The 16,503-nt window shown below is 64.5% G+C and carries 17 protein-coding genes; 9 read left to right on the top strand and 8 right to left on the bottom strand.

The genetic code is table 11. From position 1 onward, the window contains the following. Positions 1–58 precede the first annotated feature (58 nt). The 6 genes from G4Z14_RS05495 to G4Z14_RS05470 are packed head-to-tail and all read right to left on the bottom strand — an operon-like array spanning position 59 to position 6,794. A complete protein-coding gene (locus tag G4Z14_RS05495; protein ID WP_164623783.1) occupies positions 59–2,158 on the bottom strand; it encodes an oxidoreductase in 2,100 nt (699 codons plus the stop codon). Between the two features lie 3 nt (positions 2,159–2,161). Next, entirely contained in the window at positions 2,162–2,917 is a 756-nt protein-coding gene (locus G4Z14_RS05490; protein ID WP_164623782.1) for a nitrilase-related carbon-nitrogen hydrolase, read from the bottom strand. 53 nt (positions 2,918–2,970) lie between these two features. Beyond that, positions 2,971–3,993, bottom strand: a complete 1,023-nt coding sequence (locus G4Z14_RS05485; RefSeq protein ID WP_164623781.1) for an extracellular solute-binding protein — start codon at positions 3,991–3,993, stop codon at positions 2,971–2,973. Positions 3,994–4,012: 19 nt separating this feature from the next. Then, on the bottom strand, positions 4,013–4,813 hold the full coding sequence (locus G4Z14_RS05480; protein WP_164623780.1) for an ABC transporter permease: 801 nt from the start codon (positions 4,811–4,813) through the stop codon (positions 4,013–4,015). Beyond that, the gene (locus G4Z14_RS05475) at positions 4,810–5,736 is read right to left on the bottom strand and encodes an ABC transporter permease (RefSeq protein WP_164623779.1); all 927 of its coding nucleotides are present in this window, start codon (positions 5,734–5,736) and stop codon (positions 4,810–4,812) included. Before G4Z14_RS05475 ends, G4Z14_RS05480 begins: the two co-directional genes overlap by 4 nt. Beyond that, complete coding sequence (locus G4Z14_RS05470; RefSeq protein ID WP_164623778.1) at positions 5,736–6,794, bottom strand: ABC transporter ATP-binding protein; 1,059 nt, start codon at positions 6,792–6,794, stop codon at positions 5,736–5,738. Before G4Z14_RS05470 ends, G4Z14_RS05475 begins: the two co-directional genes overlap by 1 nt. Before the next feature lie 85 nt (positions 6,795–6,879). Between G4Z14_RS05470 and G4Z14_RS05465 the strand changes: the two genes are divergently transcribed. Beyond that, positions 6,880–7,680 carry a LuxR C-terminal-related transcriptional regulator gene (locus G4Z14_RS05465; RefSeq protein WP_164623777.1) on the top strand — a complete coding sequence of 267 codons (801 nt, stop codon included), beginning with the start codon at positions 6,880–6,882 and terminating at the stop codon, positions 7,678–7,680. Here the strand turns inward: G4Z14_RS05465 and G4Z14_RS05460 are convergent. Then, positions 7,677–8,753, bottom strand: coding sequence for an NAD(P)H-dependent flavin oxidoreductase (locus G4Z14_RS05460; protein WP_164623776.1), 1,077 nt, complete (start codon positions 8,751–8,753; stop codon positions 7,677–7,679). The genes G4Z14_RS05465 and G4Z14_RS05460 overlap by 4 nt on opposite strands. 111 nt (positions 8,754–8,864) lie before the next feature. Further along, on the bottom strand, positions 8,865–9,311 hold the full coding sequence (gene mntR / locus G4Z14_RS05455; RefSeq protein WP_164623775.1) for a manganese-binding transcriptional regulator MntR: 447 nt from the start codon (positions 9,309–9,311) through the stop codon (positions 8,865–8,867). Between the two features lie 109 nt (positions 9,312–9,420). On the opposite strand from mntR, the gene G4Z14_RS05450 reads away from it, so the two are divergent. The 8 genes from G4Z14_RS05450 (at position 9,421) to G4Z14_RS05415 (ending at position 16,498) form a co-directional block, all read left to right on the top strand. Next, positions 9,421–10,563, top strand: coding sequence for a multicopper oxidase domain-containing protein (locus G4Z14_RS05450; RefSeq protein WP_164623774.1), 1,143 nt, complete (start codon positions 9,421–9,423; stop codon positions 10,561–10,563). Next, positions 10,560–11,741 (top strand): ZIP family metal transporter, encoded by a 1,182-nt coding sequence (locus G4Z14_RS05445; protein WP_164623773.1) that lies wholly within the window; start codon positions 10,560–10,562, stop codon positions 11,739–11,741. Before G4Z14_RS05450 ends, G4Z14_RS05445 begins: the two co-directional genes overlap by 4 nt. A 191-nt stretch (positions 11,742–11,932) precedes the next feature. After that, positions 11,933–12,346 carry a MerR family transcriptional regulator gene (locus G4Z14_RS05440; protein ID WP_164623772.1) on the top strand — a complete coding sequence of 138 codons (414 nt, stop codon included), beginning with the start codon at positions 11,933–11,935 and terminating at the stop codon, positions 12,344–12,346. Next, positions 12,346–14,121 (top strand): acyl-CoA dehydrogenase C-terminal domain-containing protein, encoded by a 1,776-nt coding sequence (locus G4Z14_RS05435; protein WP_164623771.1) that lies wholly within the window; start codon positions 12,346–12,348, stop codon positions 14,119–14,121. Before G4Z14_RS05440 ends, G4Z14_RS05435 begins: the two co-directional genes overlap by 1 nt. A gap of 59 nt (positions 14,122–14,180) precedes the next feature. Continuing rightward, the gene (locus G4Z14_RS05430) at positions 14,181–14,393 is read left to right on the top strand and encodes a hypothetical protein (RefSeq protein WP_164623770.1); all 213 of its coding nucleotides are present in this window, start codon (positions 14,181–14,183) and stop codon (positions 14,391–14,393) included. Positions 14,394–14,556: 163 nt separating this feature from the next. Next, the gene (locus G4Z14_RS05425; RefSeq protein WP_164623769.1) at positions 14,557–14,784 is read left to right on the top strand and encodes a thioredoxin domain-containing protein; all 228 of its coding nucleotides are present in this window, start codon (positions 14,557–14,559) and stop codon (positions 14,782–14,784) included. 61 nt (positions 14,785–14,845) lie between these two features. Next, positions 14,846–16,057, top strand: coding sequence for an acetyl-CoA C-acetyltransferase (locus G4Z14_RS05420; protein WP_164623768.1), 1,212 nt, complete (start codon positions 14,846–14,848; stop codon positions 16,055–16,057). A 3-nt stretch (positions 16,058–16,060) separates the two neighbouring features. Next, positions 16,061–16,498 (top strand): hypothetical protein, encoded by a 438-nt coding sequence (locus G4Z14_RS05415; RefSeq protein ID WP_164623767.1) that lies wholly within the window; start codon positions 16,061–16,063, stop codon positions 16,496–16,498. The last annotated feature ends 5 nt before the right edge of the window (positions 16,499–16,503 follow it).

Below are 16,503 nucleotides of genomic sequence, written 5' to 3'. Positions count from 1 at the left end.
GGGGGGCGCCGACGGCATGGCTGTGTGCCATGTCATCGGCAGTCTGAGCGCCCAAGCATCACGGCAGCCGCGACGGCCCCGGTTCCAGTCTTGCGACTTCGCGACGGAAGCGCGGAGTGTCGCCGCGGTCGTCGGGCATATCCAACTCCTCGGCATAGCGGCGTCCGGCGTAGGTGGCCCAGGCGATTGGTCCGGGAGCTGCCGCATCGCCGATCAGCTTGACCGAACGCAGGCCCGCGGCCTCCCATTCGCCCTGCCGCGCCGCAAGGTCGTGGTAGAGGCCGTCGTGCGGAATGCGCGATGTCACCATGACCACGGCATCGGCGGGCAGCGTGGTGATCGCCCCGCTCCAGGTGCAGCCAAGGTTGACCTCGCTCGGGCCAATGGTCTCGGGCGCCTTCGACAGATGCACCTGCACGCCAAGCTCTAGCAACCGGCGCATGATGATCGCCTGCTCCAGCGTGTTTTCCGCCCATTCGGCAACCTTGGTGGCGGGTGTCACGAAATCCACCGTGCAGCCGCGCGCCACCAGAACCTCGGCCATGAGCGAGCCCATGTAGAAATGGTCGTCGTCATAGACCGTGACGCGGCCGCCCGTCGGCCCCTGCCCCGCCATCAGGTCATCGGGCGAAAAGACCGGCATGGCCGGGTCGGTCGGGATCGGCAGCAGATGCAGGCGGGCCACCGCATCGCGGCGCCAGCTGGCGCCCGTGGCAATCGCCACATGTTCGGCCCCCATCGCCAGCACGTCGTCAGCGGTCAGGCGGCTGTCGCGGTAGACTTCCGCATTGGTCAAAGGCTGAAGCTGGCCGGTGCGATAATCGGCCACCCGACCCCAGGCCGACAGGCCCGGCAGGGTGCGTTCGCGCGCGACGCGACCGCCAAGCACGGTGGTCGCCTCGGCCAGCGTCACCTGATAGCCGCGCCGTGCCGATTGCAGCGCGGCCTCCAGCCCCGTTGGCCCGGCGCCCACCACCAGCACGCTGGACGACGGCCCCTTGGGCCGCGCCCGCTCCGGGTGCCAGCCCTTGCGCCATTCTTCCATGAAGGCGGTGTTCTGGGTGCAGCGGCTGATGCCGCCGGTCATGTCACCCGAAACGCAAATATTGCAGCCGATACATTCGCGGATGTCGTCGAACCGGGCTTCTTCGATCTTCTTTGGCAGGAAGGGATCGGCGATCGACGGCCGCGCCGCACCGATGAAATCCAGTATCCCCGACCGGATCTGCCGCACCATGGCGTCCGCGCTGGTAAAGCGGCCCACGCCGACGACGGGTTTTGAGGTCAGCGCCTTGATGCCGCGCACCAGATCTTCCTGCGCGCCTTCCGGCTTGAACCGCGAGGTGCCAGAGCAGGCCTCCCAAGTGCCTTGCGCCAGATCCCACAGGTCGGGCAGATCACCGTGCATTTCGATGAAGTCGCGCACCTCGGCGTTGGAAAAACCGTAGGTCCCGGCCTCATGCAGCGACATGCGATAGGTGATACCAAGCTCGCCCTTCGTGACCTCGCGCGCATCCTCGATCACCTCGCGCAGGAACCGGCCGCGGTTTTCAAGGCTGCCGCCGTATTCGTCGGCGCGGTGATTGGTGGCGCGCGAAAGGAAGTGCTGGAAGATGCCAAAGCCATGGGCGCCATAAAGGCAGATCAGGTCAAACCCCGCCTGCTGGCTGCGCCGGAAGGCATTCCTGAACCAGCGGCGCAGGTCGCGGATATCCTCGCGGTCCATGGTGCGGGCCTGCACCGGATCGGAGGTGAAGGTCAGGATCGGCCCGCCGGTCACCGCCAAGGGTACATCGCGCGAATAAAGGTTCGGCCCATTGATGCCGGAATAGGCCAGCTGGATGCCCGCCAGCGCACCGTGGCTTTTCATCGCCTCGGCCATGGCGGCCAGCGCGGGTATATCCTTGTCCTCCCACAGGTGCTGTTCGATGAAAGGCGTGATTTCGGAGGAGGGGTGAATCTCGGTCTGTTCGGTAAAGATCACGCCCCAGCCGCCCTCGGCCTTGGTGCGGCGCATCTCGGCGGCGGCGGATGGGTCACGGTAGCCGCCACCATTGCAATGCGGCACCTGATAGAAGCGGTTCTTCGCCAGCTTCGGCCCGATTTGCAGGGGTTCAAACAGAATGTCGTAGCGGCTGTCGCGGCTGTCTTTTGGCATGGCTCAGATCTTCCGGAAATCAAGGCGTTGGGTAGAGACGCGGGCGGTATCGACCGCGGGCACATCGGCAATCAGCAGCGCCGGGTGTTCGCCCGCCTGCGCCAGAACCTCGCCATGGGGGCCGGCAATCAGGCTGCCGCCGACATAGGTCAGATCGCCCTCGCTGCCGCAGTAATTGGCGTATGCAATGGCCAGACCGTGATTGGCGGCCATCGCTGGGACGGTGTGACGCACGACATGGGTGAAAGGCATCATGTTGGCGGTCGGCACCAGAATCGCCTCGACACCCCGCGCAGCCAGAGCGGCGACATGCGGGGCGAACTCGATGTCATAACAGATCAGCAGCGCCAGTTTGCGCCCGGCCAGATCGAAGGTCACGAAGGCGTCACCGGGAAAATAGATCGCCTTTTCGCGCGGGCCATAAAGCTGGATCTTGCGGTACTGCGCCAGCGTCTGGCCATCGGGACCAAAGCAAAGTGCCGAATTGTAGACCCGCCCCTCCAAGGCTTCGGCATAACCAAAGACCAGCGCGGTTTGCCCGGCCTTTGCCGCCGCGGACAATCGGGCCAGCACGGCCCCGTCGCGCGCAAGCGCCAGATCGGCGATGCGGGATTGATTGTAGCCGGGCAAAAAGACCTCCGGCGCGACCAGCACATCGGCCCCGGCCGCCGCTGCTGCGCGCAGGGCCGCTTCAAGCGCGGCACAGGCGGCATCGATATCGCCCGCGGGCGAGGGAGATTGCAGAACAGAAAGGCGCATGGGACCACCGGGGTTCATGGCCCCGCGCCAAGACAGGCACGGGGCCGAATTGCTTACTTCTTCAGATTGATCCAGATCGCATCATAAAGCTTCTGCGCCTCTTCATCGCAGACCTGAATGAAGCTGCCGGCCGGCGCCGTCGCCGGGGGGTTGTTTTCCGGGCTGGACTTGATCGCCTCGTCCAGGAACGGTTCCACCCCCATCACGCCCGAGGTATAGGCGGCATAGTTGGTGACGGCGGCGGCGTTTTCCGGCTGCAACAGGAAGTTCATGAACTTCAGCGCGTTGTCGCGGTTCGGCGCGTCTTTCAGCAGCACCATGTTGTCCATCCAGACAACATAGCCTTCCTTGGGATAGGCATACTCGACATTCGCCCCTTCGGCACGCGCCTTGGCGGAAAAGCCGTTATAGATCATCCCCGCCGCAGCATCGCCCGACACCAGCACATCCTTGGCGGTATCCGAGCCAAAGCTGGCCCAGTTCGCCTTGGCGGCCACCAGCATGTCCGACAGCGCCTTCAGCTGCTCCTTGTCGGTCGAACATTGCGGGATGCCCATGTAGATCGACCCCAGCGCCAGAACCTCGCCCTGGCTGTCCAGTACGTTGATCTTGCCCTTCAGCTCCTCCGGCGGGTTGAAGATCATCGCAAGGGTGTTGATGTCGCCGGTGTAGACATCGCGGTTCACGCTGAACGCGGTGGAGCCCCACTGATAGGGGATCGAGGATTTGCGGCCCGGATCAAACGGAACATCGATCCATTTCGGATCAATGTTGCCGAAGTTCGGCAGCTCCTCCGGGGTGAAGCTGTCCAAAAGCCCCTCGGCGCCCATGATCTGCACCATGTAATCGCCCGGCACGGCGACGTCATATTGGCCGAGCTTGCCGGCCTTCAGCGAGGCGAGCATGGATTCGTTGCTGTCATAGGTATCAATCGTCACCGTAATGCCGGTCTCGGCGGTGAACTTGTCCACCAGCTCCTGCGGGATGTATTCGAACCAGTGGTAGACCTTCAGCTCGCCCTCGGCGAAGGCTGGGCTGGCCATGAGAAGGGCCAAGGCGGACAGACGGAACTTCATGCGGATCTCCTTGTCGGGGTTACGGGCTTCTGCGGCCCTTGCGGTTGATGAGGTAGGACAGCGCCACGAACAGGATCGACACCACCAGCATCAGGGTGGAAATCGCCATGATGTTCGGCTTGATGCCCTGCTTGACCGATCCGAAAATCGCGGTCGGCAGGGTTTCCATGCCCGCGCCTTTGACGAAGTTGGTGATGATGAAATCATCCAGCGAGATGATGAAGGCCAGGAGATAGCCCGACACCACCCCCGGCGCCATCAAGGGCAAGAGGATCAGCCGGAAGGCCTGCCAGCGGCTGGCATAGAGATCGCGCGCGGCCTGTTCGTAATGCCCCTCGATCCCCTGCAACCGCGCCGCGATGGGCAGGTAGGCAAAGGGGATGCAGAAGGTGACATGGGCGATCAGGATCGTCAGATAACCGGTGGTCAGCCCGATCATGGCAAAGAAGATCAGCGTCGCCACGGCGGTCACGATTTCCGGCACCATCAGCGGCATGTTGATCAGCGCAAACGTCGCCCGCTTGCCGCGGAATGTCCCGCCCCGGATCATCGCCACCGCCGCCGCCGTGGCGATGGCGGTCGATGCCGTGGCGGCAATGACGGCGATGGTCAGCGAATTCCATGCCGCTTGCCCGAACCGTGCCGCCTCGGCCCCGGTAAAGACATCAACATACCAATGCAGCGAAAGGCCACCCCATGTGGTGATCGAGGTCGATCCGTTGAAGGAATAGGCCATGATGACCAGAAGCGGCGCGTAAAGCACCACAAGGCACAGCACGGTGATGGCCAGAAAGCCGGGATAATGCCGCACACCTTTCATGCGGCACCTCCCTTGGCGGTAGAGCGCGCATAGACCAGCAGCGCAATCATCACCAGTGTCATCAGGATCATCGACACCGCCGCGCCAAAGGGCCAGTTGCCAAGGCTGCCCTTGAACTGCTCATCAATCAGCGAGCCGATCATGAAGGTCTTGGCCCCGCCCAGCAGGTCGGGCGCAAGGAAGGCGCCCAGCGAGGGGATGAAGACCAGAAGGCAGCCCGCAACGATGCCGGGCTTGACGATGGGCAGCACGATTTCGCGCAGCGTGACCCAGCGCGAGGCGTAAAGATCCGCCGCCGCCTCGGAATAGGCGAAGTTGTAGCGCTCGACCGCGGCATAGACCGGCAGCACCATGAAGGGCAGGTAGCTGTAGAAAAGCCCCAGTTGCACGGCAAGGTTGGTGTTGACCAAGGGCAAGGGGCCGTCGATCAGGCCCGCGCCCATCAGCGCCTCGTTCAGGGGGCCGTTGTCGCGGATCAGGAATTTCAGGCTGACGGTGCGGATCAACAGATTGACCCAATAGGGAATGGTGATGAGGAACAGCCAGATACCGCGCGTGTTGGCGGGCCGTGTGGCGATGAACCAGGCGGTCGGAAATCCGATGGCAAGGCACAGCGCGGTGGCCACCGCCGCCTGCCAGATCGACCGCCAGAAGATCGTGATATAGGTCCATTCCATGACCGGCGGCTCGTCGCCAAACAGGCCCCGGTTCAGGAAGAACTGGTCATAGGCCGCGAGCGAGAACTGCCAGTCGACTCCGCCGCGGAATTCCTTGGTCAAGAAAGAATAGACCGCCATCAGTGCGACCGGCACCACAAGGAAGATGCCGATCATCGCCCATGTCGGCAAAAGCAGCGGTCCGACGACGCGGCGATAGCCGTCGCCGCTGGTGGCCGGGGTCTGGTCTGGCACCATCCCCGCCATCAGTCTGCCAAAAGGCGTGCTGCGCCTTCCTCGATCCGCAGACCCAGCCGGGCGCCGATCTGCGGCACGTCGGTCCGGGCCGAGTTCTGGATGCGCACCTGCATGTCGGCCCCGCCGTCCAGACGCATCAGCAATTGCAGGTCGGTGCCCAGATAGACCACCCGTTCCACTGTGGCCGTCATGTCGCCCTCTGCCGCGATCAGCGACAGCCGCTCGGGCCGGATCGACAGGGCGTGCCTGCCCAGCGTGTCAGTGGCGGAGGGGCAGGTCACCTGTTGTCCACCCGGCAGCACCACGCGCGCCATGCCCGCCTGCACCGAGGCGACCTCCACCTCCAGAAGGTTGGTCTCACCGATGAAATCGGCAACGAACCGGTTGACCGGCGCCTCGTAGATGTCGCGGGCGCTGCCGATCTGCTGGACGTGGCCCGCGCTCATCACCGCGATGCGGTCGGACATGGTCAGCGCCTCTTCCTGGTCGTGGGTCACGAAGATGAAGGTGATGCCGGTGTCTTCCTGCAATTGCTTCAACTCGACCCGCATCGCCTGCCGCAGCTTCAGATCCAGCGCCGACAAGGGTTCATCCAGAAGCAGGACGCGCGGTTCCGGCGCCAGGGCGCGGGCCAGGGCCACCCGCTGTTGCTGGCCGCCCGACAGCTGCGCCGGCAGCCGGTCGGCAAAGGCCGACAGATGCACCATCTCCAGCATCTTGCCCGCCCGCGCCCGTCTTGGCCCGGCAGCCATGCCCTTCATCTTCAGCCCGAAGGCCACATTGTCGAGAACCGACATATGGGGAAACAGCGCGTAGTTCTGAAACACCGTGTTGACCGGGCGGTGGTCCGGTTCCAGCCCGGCAATGTTCTGGCCAAAGAGCAGGATCTCGCCCTGGGTCACGTCTTCGAACCCCGCGATCATCCGCAACAAAGTGGTCTTGCCGCAGCCCGACGGCCCAAGCAGGGTGAAGAACTCGTTGTCCCGGATAGTCAGGGACACGCCATGCAAGGCGGTGAAGGTGCCGTAGCGCTTGACCACGCGGCGAATGTCGATGGCGTCGCTCATTTGGCTGGATCATACCCCCGGTTTCTGTCAGATCAGCATAGGTTACCGGAAAAGAGGGGGTATATACCCCCAGAGAGGTATCGCCATGCCGCCCCTGCCGAACCTGTCCGAGGCCCGGATTGCCGAGGCGATCCGCACCCTTCGCCAGCCCGGATTCGAGGCCGCTCTGGCCGGTCTGTTCCACGCCGTTGCTGCGCCGGACAACCTGATCTACTTGGCCTACCGCGACGCGGGGGCGCCGCAGGTTCTGTATCGCCAGACCCTTGACCCCACGGTTTTTGCCGAGCTGGAAAGCACTTATCTGCCCGGCGCCTATCGGCTTGACCCGTTCTTCGACCTGCACCTGAACCGCGTCGCCGCCGGGGCCTACCGGCTGACCGACATCGCCCCGGACGCCTTTCACCGCAGCCGCTACTTCAGCGAATATTACGAGCAGACCACCCTTGTGGACGAGATCACCTTCGTCGCCTATCCCGCTCCGGGCGTGACGCTGAACCTCTGCCTTGGCCGGGATGTTTCCTCAAACCGGGTGTTCTCCCAGCGCGAGGTCGAAGCCTGCCAGCGTCTTGCGCCGGTGGTGGCCGCGCTGGCAGAATCGCACTGGGCCGATCTGTCACGCGCGCCGGGACCGGCCGAGGACACCGCCGTTCTGCTGGCCAGGGCGACACGGCGCCAGCACGGCATCCAGCTTTCCGCGCGGCAGGCCGAGGTGGCGCTGCTGATCCTGCGCGGCCATTCCACCATGTCGATCGGCCTGCGCCTTGGCCTGTCGCCGCAGACGGTGAAGGTGTTCCGCAAGCAGTTGTACAACCGCTGCACCATCAGCTCGCAGGCCGAGCTTTTCGCCCTGATGTTGCCGCTTCTGCAAGATCAGGCCAGCCCCTAGCCCCGCCGGCCAGACAGCGCCCCCATCCGCTCGAGCGCCTCTTGCGCAAGAGTTTCGACAAGTTCGGCCGCCGGCAGCGTACGCGCCAGCGGGGCCGCCTGGCCGTAGAGATGGAACGACGCCTCACCCGTTTCGACAAGGGGCCAGGTGAAATCGTAAAGGGCCGGAAACGCGGGCTTTGCCACGTCTCGCCCTGTCATGGCCTCGGTAAAGGCGCTGCGCACCGCTCGGGCGGCGCGGCCCGATATGGCATCGGTCACCATCGTGTCGATCTCGGTCGCCGTTTCAAGCAGCGCGCGGTGGGCAGGCTCGGTGGAGGCTTCCGGACAGCGCAGGAATGCGGTCCCGAGTTGCACCCCGGCGGCTCCCAGGGCCATGGCCGCGGCAATGCCGCGACCGTCACAGATGCCTCCCGCGGCAATCACCGGCACGCGGACGGCATCGACAACCTGCGGCACCAACGCGAGGGCTCCAACCCCATCGCCCGGTTTTGTCGGCCGGTGCGACCCGCGGTGTCCGCCTGCCTCCCAGCCTTGGGCGATGATCCCATCAACGCCTCCAGCCTCGAGCGCGATCGCCTCTGCCACCGTCGTCGCTGTGCTGATGATGATCGTCCCGGCAGCCTTCAGCCGCGCGACGATGGCCGCTTCTGGCAAGCCGAAATGAAAGCTCACCACAGGCGGGCGCAGCTGCAGCAGGACCTCGATCATCTCGGCGGACGGAGTTACCGGGGCTCCACGATCCGCGGCGGGAACATCGCCCAATCCAGCCGCCCGATAATGCGGCATCAGGGCATCGCGCCAGGCCCGCAGCTTGTGGCCAACCAGCGGAGGGGCCCCGGGGTTCACGAACAGATTGATGTTGAACGCGGCGTTGGTGCGCGCCCGGATTGCCTCGATCGCCTCTGCGACCCGCTGCGGCGTCGCCTCTCCCAGACCCTCGGAGCCGAGACCGCCGGCATTGCTGACCGCCGCAGCCAGCGACGGGTTTGAAGCTCCGGCCATGGGCGCCTGAATGATCGGGTGTCTGAGCCCGAGAAGGTCGACAAGGCGTGTGTCGGGCCAATTTGGCATGGGACTCCCTCGACAGGGACCGAAGATTGCAGCGCCAATGATCAGAAATCAGGTTCGCGAATGATGGCATCCGCCACAGGTTCTGCCAAGAGTGCGTCGGCAGCCGGCGGTTCAGCTGCACTCCGCGAAGCTGCGAAACAGTTCCAGCGTCCGGTCGCTGACGTGATGCTCGATCCCTTCGGCATCCTTTTCTGCGGTCTCGGGATCGAGACCGAGCCGGATCAGAAAGCGCACCACGATTTCGTGGCGCCGCAGGCAGGATTCGGCCAGCCTCGCCCCGTCCGGAGTCAGGAAGACCGACCGATAGGGCGCCCGCGCGACCAGACCTTCGCGCGCCAGACGATCCAGCGTTTTCGCAACAGTCGGCGCCGTCACGCCCATGCGCGCGGCAAGGTCGACGGGGCGGGCTTCGCCGAATTGCGCGATCAACTCGGCGATCAGCTCGACATAGTCTTCGGCCAGTTCGTTGCGATGCGCCTCCCGCACGGCCTGAAAGCGTTCGGCCCGCGCTTCTGCGGGGCGGGGGCCGTTTTCGTCATTGGTTCGTATTTCAGTCATCGGTTGTCTCCGCTCAGCCAGTCTTGACACGAAATCTATCGACATTACAAGTTAGCTGTGTCTAACTTAATGTGCCTTAGCTTCCTTTTGCGCATCGGAGACTGCCTGAATGACCGACCACAATGATCTGGGGAACCCTGGACGGCGCGCGCTGCTGGTTGGCGGGCTGGTCGCGGCAGGTGGTGCGGTTGCGCTGGCCAAAGGCACGCCCGCGCAGACGGCACCTTCCGCAGGGTCAACGGCCGGGCATGACGTGGCGCATATGCAGGCCGACCCCTATGCCGCGCCGATGCCGGGCATGGCGCATGGCAACATGATGACGGTGGGCCGGGTGGATCATGCCCGCAACGGCTTTGATCCCACCCTGTTGCTGACCGACTGGGAAACCGGCACCACCGAACTCATGGCGGACGGCCGCACCCTGCGCAGATTCGAAGTCACGGCCATCGATCAGGAAATCGAGATCGCCCCCGGCATCTTCTTTCCCGCCTGGACTTTCAACGGCCGCGTTCCCGGCCCGGCCCTGCGCGCCAAGGAAGGCGAGCGGTTGCGCATCACCTTCCGCAACAACGGGTCGCACCCGCATTCGATGCACTTCCACGGCCTGCATTCCGCACGCATGGACGGCGTGCCGGGGGCCGGGCTGATCGGTCCCGGCGAGGAATTCACCTATGAGTTCGATGCCAGGCCCTTCGGCTGCCACCTCTATCACTGCCACGCGCTGCCGCTGAAGCGGCACATGCACAAGGGCATGTACGGGCTTTTCGTGATCGACCCCGATCCGGCCCGCCACCCAGCGCAGGAAGCCGTGGCACGATCGCGCCTGCTGGGAACCCCGGAGAATGCCGAATGGCAGGAACTGGCGATGGTGATGAACGCGTTTGACACCAATTTCGACGGCGGGAACGAGGTCTATGCGGTCAACAGCATTGCCCACGCCTACATGAACGCCCCGATCCGCATCGACAAGACGCGCCCGGTGCGGATCTATCTGGTGAACGTGACCGAATTCGACCCGATCAACTCGTTCCACCTGCACGCCAATTTCTTCAACTACTTCGACACCGGCACCACCCTGACACCAACCCTGCAGACCGTTGACCTGATCATGCAATGCCAGGCGCAGCGCGGGATTCTGGAATTCAGCTTCGCAGAGCATGAGGACGGCATGTACATGTTCCACGCCCACCAGTCCGAGTTTACCGAGCTTGGCTGGGTCGGCCATTTTGACGTGCGGGGGCCGGGCGCATGAGCGAACAGTCCCGCCCCTCCCGCACGCCGCTGTCCCGGCTCGTCTTTGTCCTCGCCCCGCTGGTCCTGATGCTGGGGGCCTTCGTCTGGATCGCATCCCTCGATCCGCTGCGCGACTTCGGCAAATCCGCCCCGCCAGTCGAGGTGCTGACCGTGGAGCGCAGCATTCTGGACGAAACCGGCATTGGCCTGCTGGTCCGCGCCGGCGGGTCTGCACCGATGCAGATTGCGCAGGTCATGGTCGACGATGCCTATTGGACCTTCTCGCAGACGCCCGCCGGCCCGATTGCCCGCGGCGACACGGCCTGGGTCCATATCCCCTACCCATGGGTCGCGGGTGAGGCACATCTCGTCAACATGCTGTCGAACACCGGCACGGCCTTTGAACACGAAATCGCCGTTGCCTTGCCGACTCCCAAGGCAACCGCTGGCCAATTGCGGCAGCAGGCCGTGGTCGGCGCCATCGTCGGGCTGTTGCCGGTTGCGCTTGGCCTGATGTTCTTTCCGGCGATGCGCGGGGTCGGTCGGGGGGGGATGAATTTCCTTCTGGCGCTGACAGTTGGGCTTCTGGCCTTCCTGCTGATCGACATGACCGACGAGGCCCTGGACCTGGCGGCCGAGTCCGCCGCGCTGTTTCAGGGCTCGGCACTGGTCTGGCTGGCCGCCCTCGCAAGCTTCCTGCTGCTGATGGCCATTGGCCGCTGGCGTGGCACACCCTCTGGCATTGCGCTCGCCTTCTACATTGCCCTTGGCATCGGATTGCACAATTTCGGCGAAGGGCTGGCGATCGGCGCGGCCTTCGCCGCCGGATCGGCGGGCCTGGGCACCTTCCTTGTCCTTGGCTTCGCCTTGCACAATGTCACCGAAGGCATCGGCATCGCGGCGCCGATGCTGCGGGCAAGGCCACCGCTCTGGACGTTCCCGGCCCTGACCCTTCTGGCCGGCGGCCCTGCGATCCTTGGCATGTGGATGGGCAGCCTGGCCTATGCCCCGCAATGGACCGCCCTTGCGCTTGCCATCGGGGCCGGGGCGATCCTGCAGGTGATCGTTGAGGTATCCGCCTACCTGATGCGCCAGAACGAGGATCGACAGGCCGCCCTTTTCTCGCCGGCTGTTCTGGCGGGCTTCCTCGGCGGGATCGCGTTCATGTATGCGACGGCGGCGATCATCAAGATCTGAGATCTGGATCGGCCCTCGCGGCTGTTCCGGACAGATCTGCGGGCCTGTGGGACATCGTGATTTGTCGCTCAGGCCCTCCTACCCCACGTCACGCCGCGATCTGACGTGACGTTACATTTACGTTAACGTCAAGCACGCTATTATCATGGTCCGAAGCCCCAATCCGGCAGCAACCCGGCCAACGCGTGACCATGACCGATACCACCGACACCCTGACCATCCGCGAGATGTGTGACGCCTTTGACGTCACCCCCCGCACCTTGCGCTTCTATGAGGCGAAGGAACTGCTGTTCCCGATCCGCCTCGGCACGCGGCGGCTGTTCACCAGGGCCGACCGCGCCCGCCTGACCCTGATCCTGCGCGGCAAGCGGTTTGGCTTCTCGCTGGAAGACATCCGCCAGCTTCTCGCCATGTATGAGCCCGATGGCTCCAATCTGACGCAGATGCAGCGCACCTTTGAGATCGCCCGGGACCGGCTGGCGCAGATGGAAGCCCAGCGCGCCGAGCTTGATGTGGCGATTGCCGAATTGAAAACCCAGTTGGCCGAGGGCGAGAAGATGATCGCCGCCTTCCGCGCCCCTGCCGTCGAACAAGGGAGACCCTGATGACCACCTACACCGCCCCCCTGAAGGACATGGAGTTCCTGCTGCATGATGTCCTGAAGGTTTCGGAACGGGACATTCCGGGCTACGGCGATCTTGACCGCAGCTTCACCGGGGCTGTGCTGGAAGAGGCCGGAAGACTCGCCTCAGAAGTGCTGGCGCCGCTGAACGCGACGGGCGACCACGAAGGATGCGTGCTGGAAAACGGCGTGGTGCGCACGCCCAAAGGGTTCAAGGCGGCGTTTGACGCGCTGCGCGCAGGCGGCTGGACGGCGCTCGACTGCGATCCGGAATATGGCGGTCAGGGCCTGCCCTATCTGATGGGCACCGCAGTGGGCGAGGTGATGGTCTCGGCCAACATGGCCTTCAACATGTATCAGGGCCTGACCCATGGAGCCTATTCGGCGATCCATGCCCATGGCAGCGCCGAACAGAGGGCGACGTATCTGCCGAAGATGGTGTCCTGCCAGTGGACTGGCACCATGAACCTGACCGAGCCGCATTGCGGCACCGATCTGGGCCTGATGCGCACCCGGGCCGAGCCGCAGGCCGATGGCAGCTACAAGATCACCGGGACCAAGATCTTCATCTCGGCCGGCGAGCATGACATGGCCGAGAACATCATTCACCTCGTGCTGGCCAAGGCGCCCGGCGGCGGCGAGGGCACCAAGGGCATCTCGCTTTTCATCGTGCCGAAGTTTCTGGTGAATGCCGACGGCAGCCTTGGCGCGCGCAACAGCCTTGCGGTCGGCAAGGTGGAACACAAGATGGGCATCCATGGCAACGCGACCTGCGTGATGAACTATGACGAGGCAACGGGCTGGCTCTTGGGCGATCTGCACAAGGGCATGAAGGCAATGTTCACCATGATGAACGAGGCGCGGCTGGGCGTCGGGCTGCAGGGCTATGCCGTGGCCGAAGCCGCCTATCAGAACGCGTTGGCCTATGCCAAAGACCGCCTGCAGGGCCGCGCCATCACCGGCACGGAAAACCCCTCCGGCCCGGCGGACCCGCTGATCGTGCATCCCGACATCCGCCGCAACCTGATGGACCAGAAAAGCTTTGTCGAAGGCGCGCGGGCGCTGACCTTCTGGGCCGCCAGCCTGATCGACCAAACCCACCGCAAAGCGGATGCGGCCGCCGACGGGCTGGCATCGCTGTTGATCCCGGTCATCAAGGGCTTCCAGACCGACCGCGGCTTCGAAATGGCGGTGCAGGCCCAGCAGATCTGGGGCGGGCATGGCTATATCGAGGACAATGGCATGAGCCAGTTCGTCCGCGACGCCCGCATCGCGCAGATCTACGAAGGCGCGAACGGCGTGCAGGCGCTGGATCTGGTCGGCCGAAAGCTGACCGCCGATGGCGGCAAGCACGTGATGGCCTTCTTTGAAATGGTGAAGGCCGAATGCAAGGCGCATGACCCTGAGCCCCGCATGACCGCCTTCACCGATCCGTTGAAACAGGCGTCCAAGGCGATGCAGGCGGCGGGGATGTTCTTCATGCAGAACGGCATGAAAAACCCCAATGCAGCGCTGGCGGGCAGCTATGATTTCATGCTGCTGATGGGCCATGTCTGCCTTGGCCTGATGTGGACGCGCATGGCCAAAGCCGCCCTCACCGCGCTTGACGCCGGTGGCGGCGACGCGGCCTTCCTCACCGCCAAGATCACCACCGGCCGCTATTACATGACCCGCCAGCTCCCGGCCTGTGCCCTGCATCTGGCGCGGATCGAAAGCGGCGCCGATCCGGTTATGGCCTTGGCGGCAGAGGCGTTCTAATCTGACGGGAAACCGGAATTCCGCCCGAATTCCGGGCCCAGCCCAACCCGAGGTTCCAGATGCCCAAACGCTTCCGCCTGACCCGCCGCTTTCCGGTTGCCATGACCGAGGACGGTTACCGCCGCCTGAAACGGTTCTCGACCGAGGCGGGACTGGACGAGGGCGAGGCCCTGTCGTTCCTGTTCGAGCATTTCGACTCGGTGACCGACAAGGAAAACCTGACCCATCGGCTCAGGCTGTTCAACGCGGAGCTGGAGGCGCGGAAATCCTGACGCGCCCCGCCCCGCGGTCCCGGTCGGAGCCTCCGGCGGGGATATTTGGACCAGTATGAAAGCCCGGGGAAAGGTCTTTCATACTGGAGAAAATATCCTCCCGGGGTCCGGGGGTGGAACCCCCCCGGGGGTAGCAACGGGCGGAGCGGCAGGGAGACACGCGATGACGGTCACGCTTCACGGTTTTGGCGCAAGCGGCAATGCCTGCAAGGCTGCCTTGATGCTGCAGGCGACGGGCATGCCCTTGCAATTGCGCTTCGTCGATTTCTTCCGGGGGGCGGATGAGTGGCGCTTGCCCGCCCGCGGGGTGGCCCCTCAAGGCGCTGCCCCTGTCGTGACGCAGCGAAAGAATTGCGCGCGGGCGACGCAAAGCGGAACATGGTGGCTGTGATCGGTCCCCGATCGTGACGACACCCGGCTGCCGCCCCTGACCCGACCAAGGAGTTGACCCCATGTCTGACGCTTTCATCTACGACGCCGTCCGCACCCCGCGCGGCAAGGGTCGCCCGGACGGGGCCTTGCATGAGGTGTCTTCCGTCGCCCTGTCGGCGGGTATCCTGAACGCGGTGAAGGATCGCAACGGGCTTGCCGGCCACGCCGTCGAGGATGTGATCTGGGGCAATGTCACGCAGGTGGGCGAGCAGGGCGGTTGTCTTGCGCGCTCGGCGGTCCTGCTGTCCGATCTTGACCAGTCGATCCCCGGTCTGGCGATCAACCGGTTCTGCGCCTCTGGCATGGAGGCAGTGAACCTTGCCGCCAATCAGGTGAAGGGCGGCGCGGGGCAGGCCTATATTGCCGGCGGGGTCGAGATGATGGGGCGCGTTGCCATGGGCAGCGACGGGGCGGCGATTGCGGTGGACCCGTCTTTGGCGATGAAGACCTATTTCGTGCCGCAGGGGATTTCGGCCGATATCATCGCCACCGAATACGGTTTCACCCGCGAGATGGCTGATGCCCTGGCGGTGGAAAGCCAGCGTCGCGCCGCGGCGGCCTGGGCCGAAAACCGGTTTGAGAGATCCATCGTGCCGGTGACCGACCGAAACGGCCTGACCATTCTGGCCAAGGACGAATACATGCGGCCCGGCACCGACATGGCCACGCTGGCGGCACTGAAGCCTGCCTTCAAGGACATCGGCGAGGCCATGCCCGGTTTCGACAAGATCGCGCTGATGAAATATCCGCATCTGGAGCGGATCGAGCATATCCACCATGCCGGCAACTCCAGCGGCATCGTCGATGGGGCGGCGGCGGTGCTGATCGGCAGTGCCGAGTTCGGCCGCGCCCATGGGCTGAAGCCGCGCGCGCGCATCCGGGCGACGGCGAAGATCGGCACCGATCCGACGATCATGCTGACCGGCCCGGTGCCGGTGACGGAAAAGATCCTGCGCGACAGCGGCATGGGCATCAAAGACATCGACCTGTTCGAGGTGAACGAGGCCTTCGCCTCGGTCGTGCTGCGCTTTCAACAGGCCTTTGACATTGACCCCGCCCGCGTCAACGTCAACGGCGGCTCGATCGCCATGGGGCATCCCTTGGGGGCGACAGGGGCGATCATCATCGGCACGCTCCTTGACGAGCTGGAACGCACGGGCAAATCCACCGGGCTCGCCACGCTGTGCATCGCCAGCGGCATGGGGGCGGCCACCATCATCGAAAGGGTCTGAGCCATGCCCGTTTCAGGGTTTTCAAGCATCGGCGACCGGCTGACCGAGGCCTTGGTCTCGGGCGATTTCGAGCTTTATCAGCAGGTGATGGAGTTGCCCCTGACCATCATTCCTGTGGGCGAAGCACCCTATGTCCTGAGCGACGAGGCCAGTCTGCGTCGTGACTTCGACCTCTACCACAACGTGCTGAAGCTGCATGGCGTCACCGACATCTTCCGCGAGGTGCGGGGCGTGTCCGACGAGGGCGGCGGCGTTCACCGCATTCTCTGCCGGGTACATATCATGGCCCGGGCCAACCGGATCGCCGATCCCTTCCTGTCGGAAATGCGGATCCGGTCACGGGACGGCCAGTGGCGCATTCTCGAGATTCGCAGCCTTGCCGCGCATATCGACTGGACGCTGGGCGGAAACGGCTCGGGTCAGGATTTTCTGAAACGCTAGGGGGG

The sequence above is a fragment of the Tabrizicola oligotrophica genome (genome assembly GCF_011008935.1).
Classification (GTDB): domain Bacteria; phylum Pseudomonadota; class Alphaproteobacteria; order Rhodobacterales; family Rhodobacteraceae; genus Tabrizicola_A; species Tabrizicola_A oligotrophica.
The sequence above is the reverse complement of the archived record's forward strand: the minus strand, read 5'-3'. Positions and strand labels throughout refer to the sequence as shown.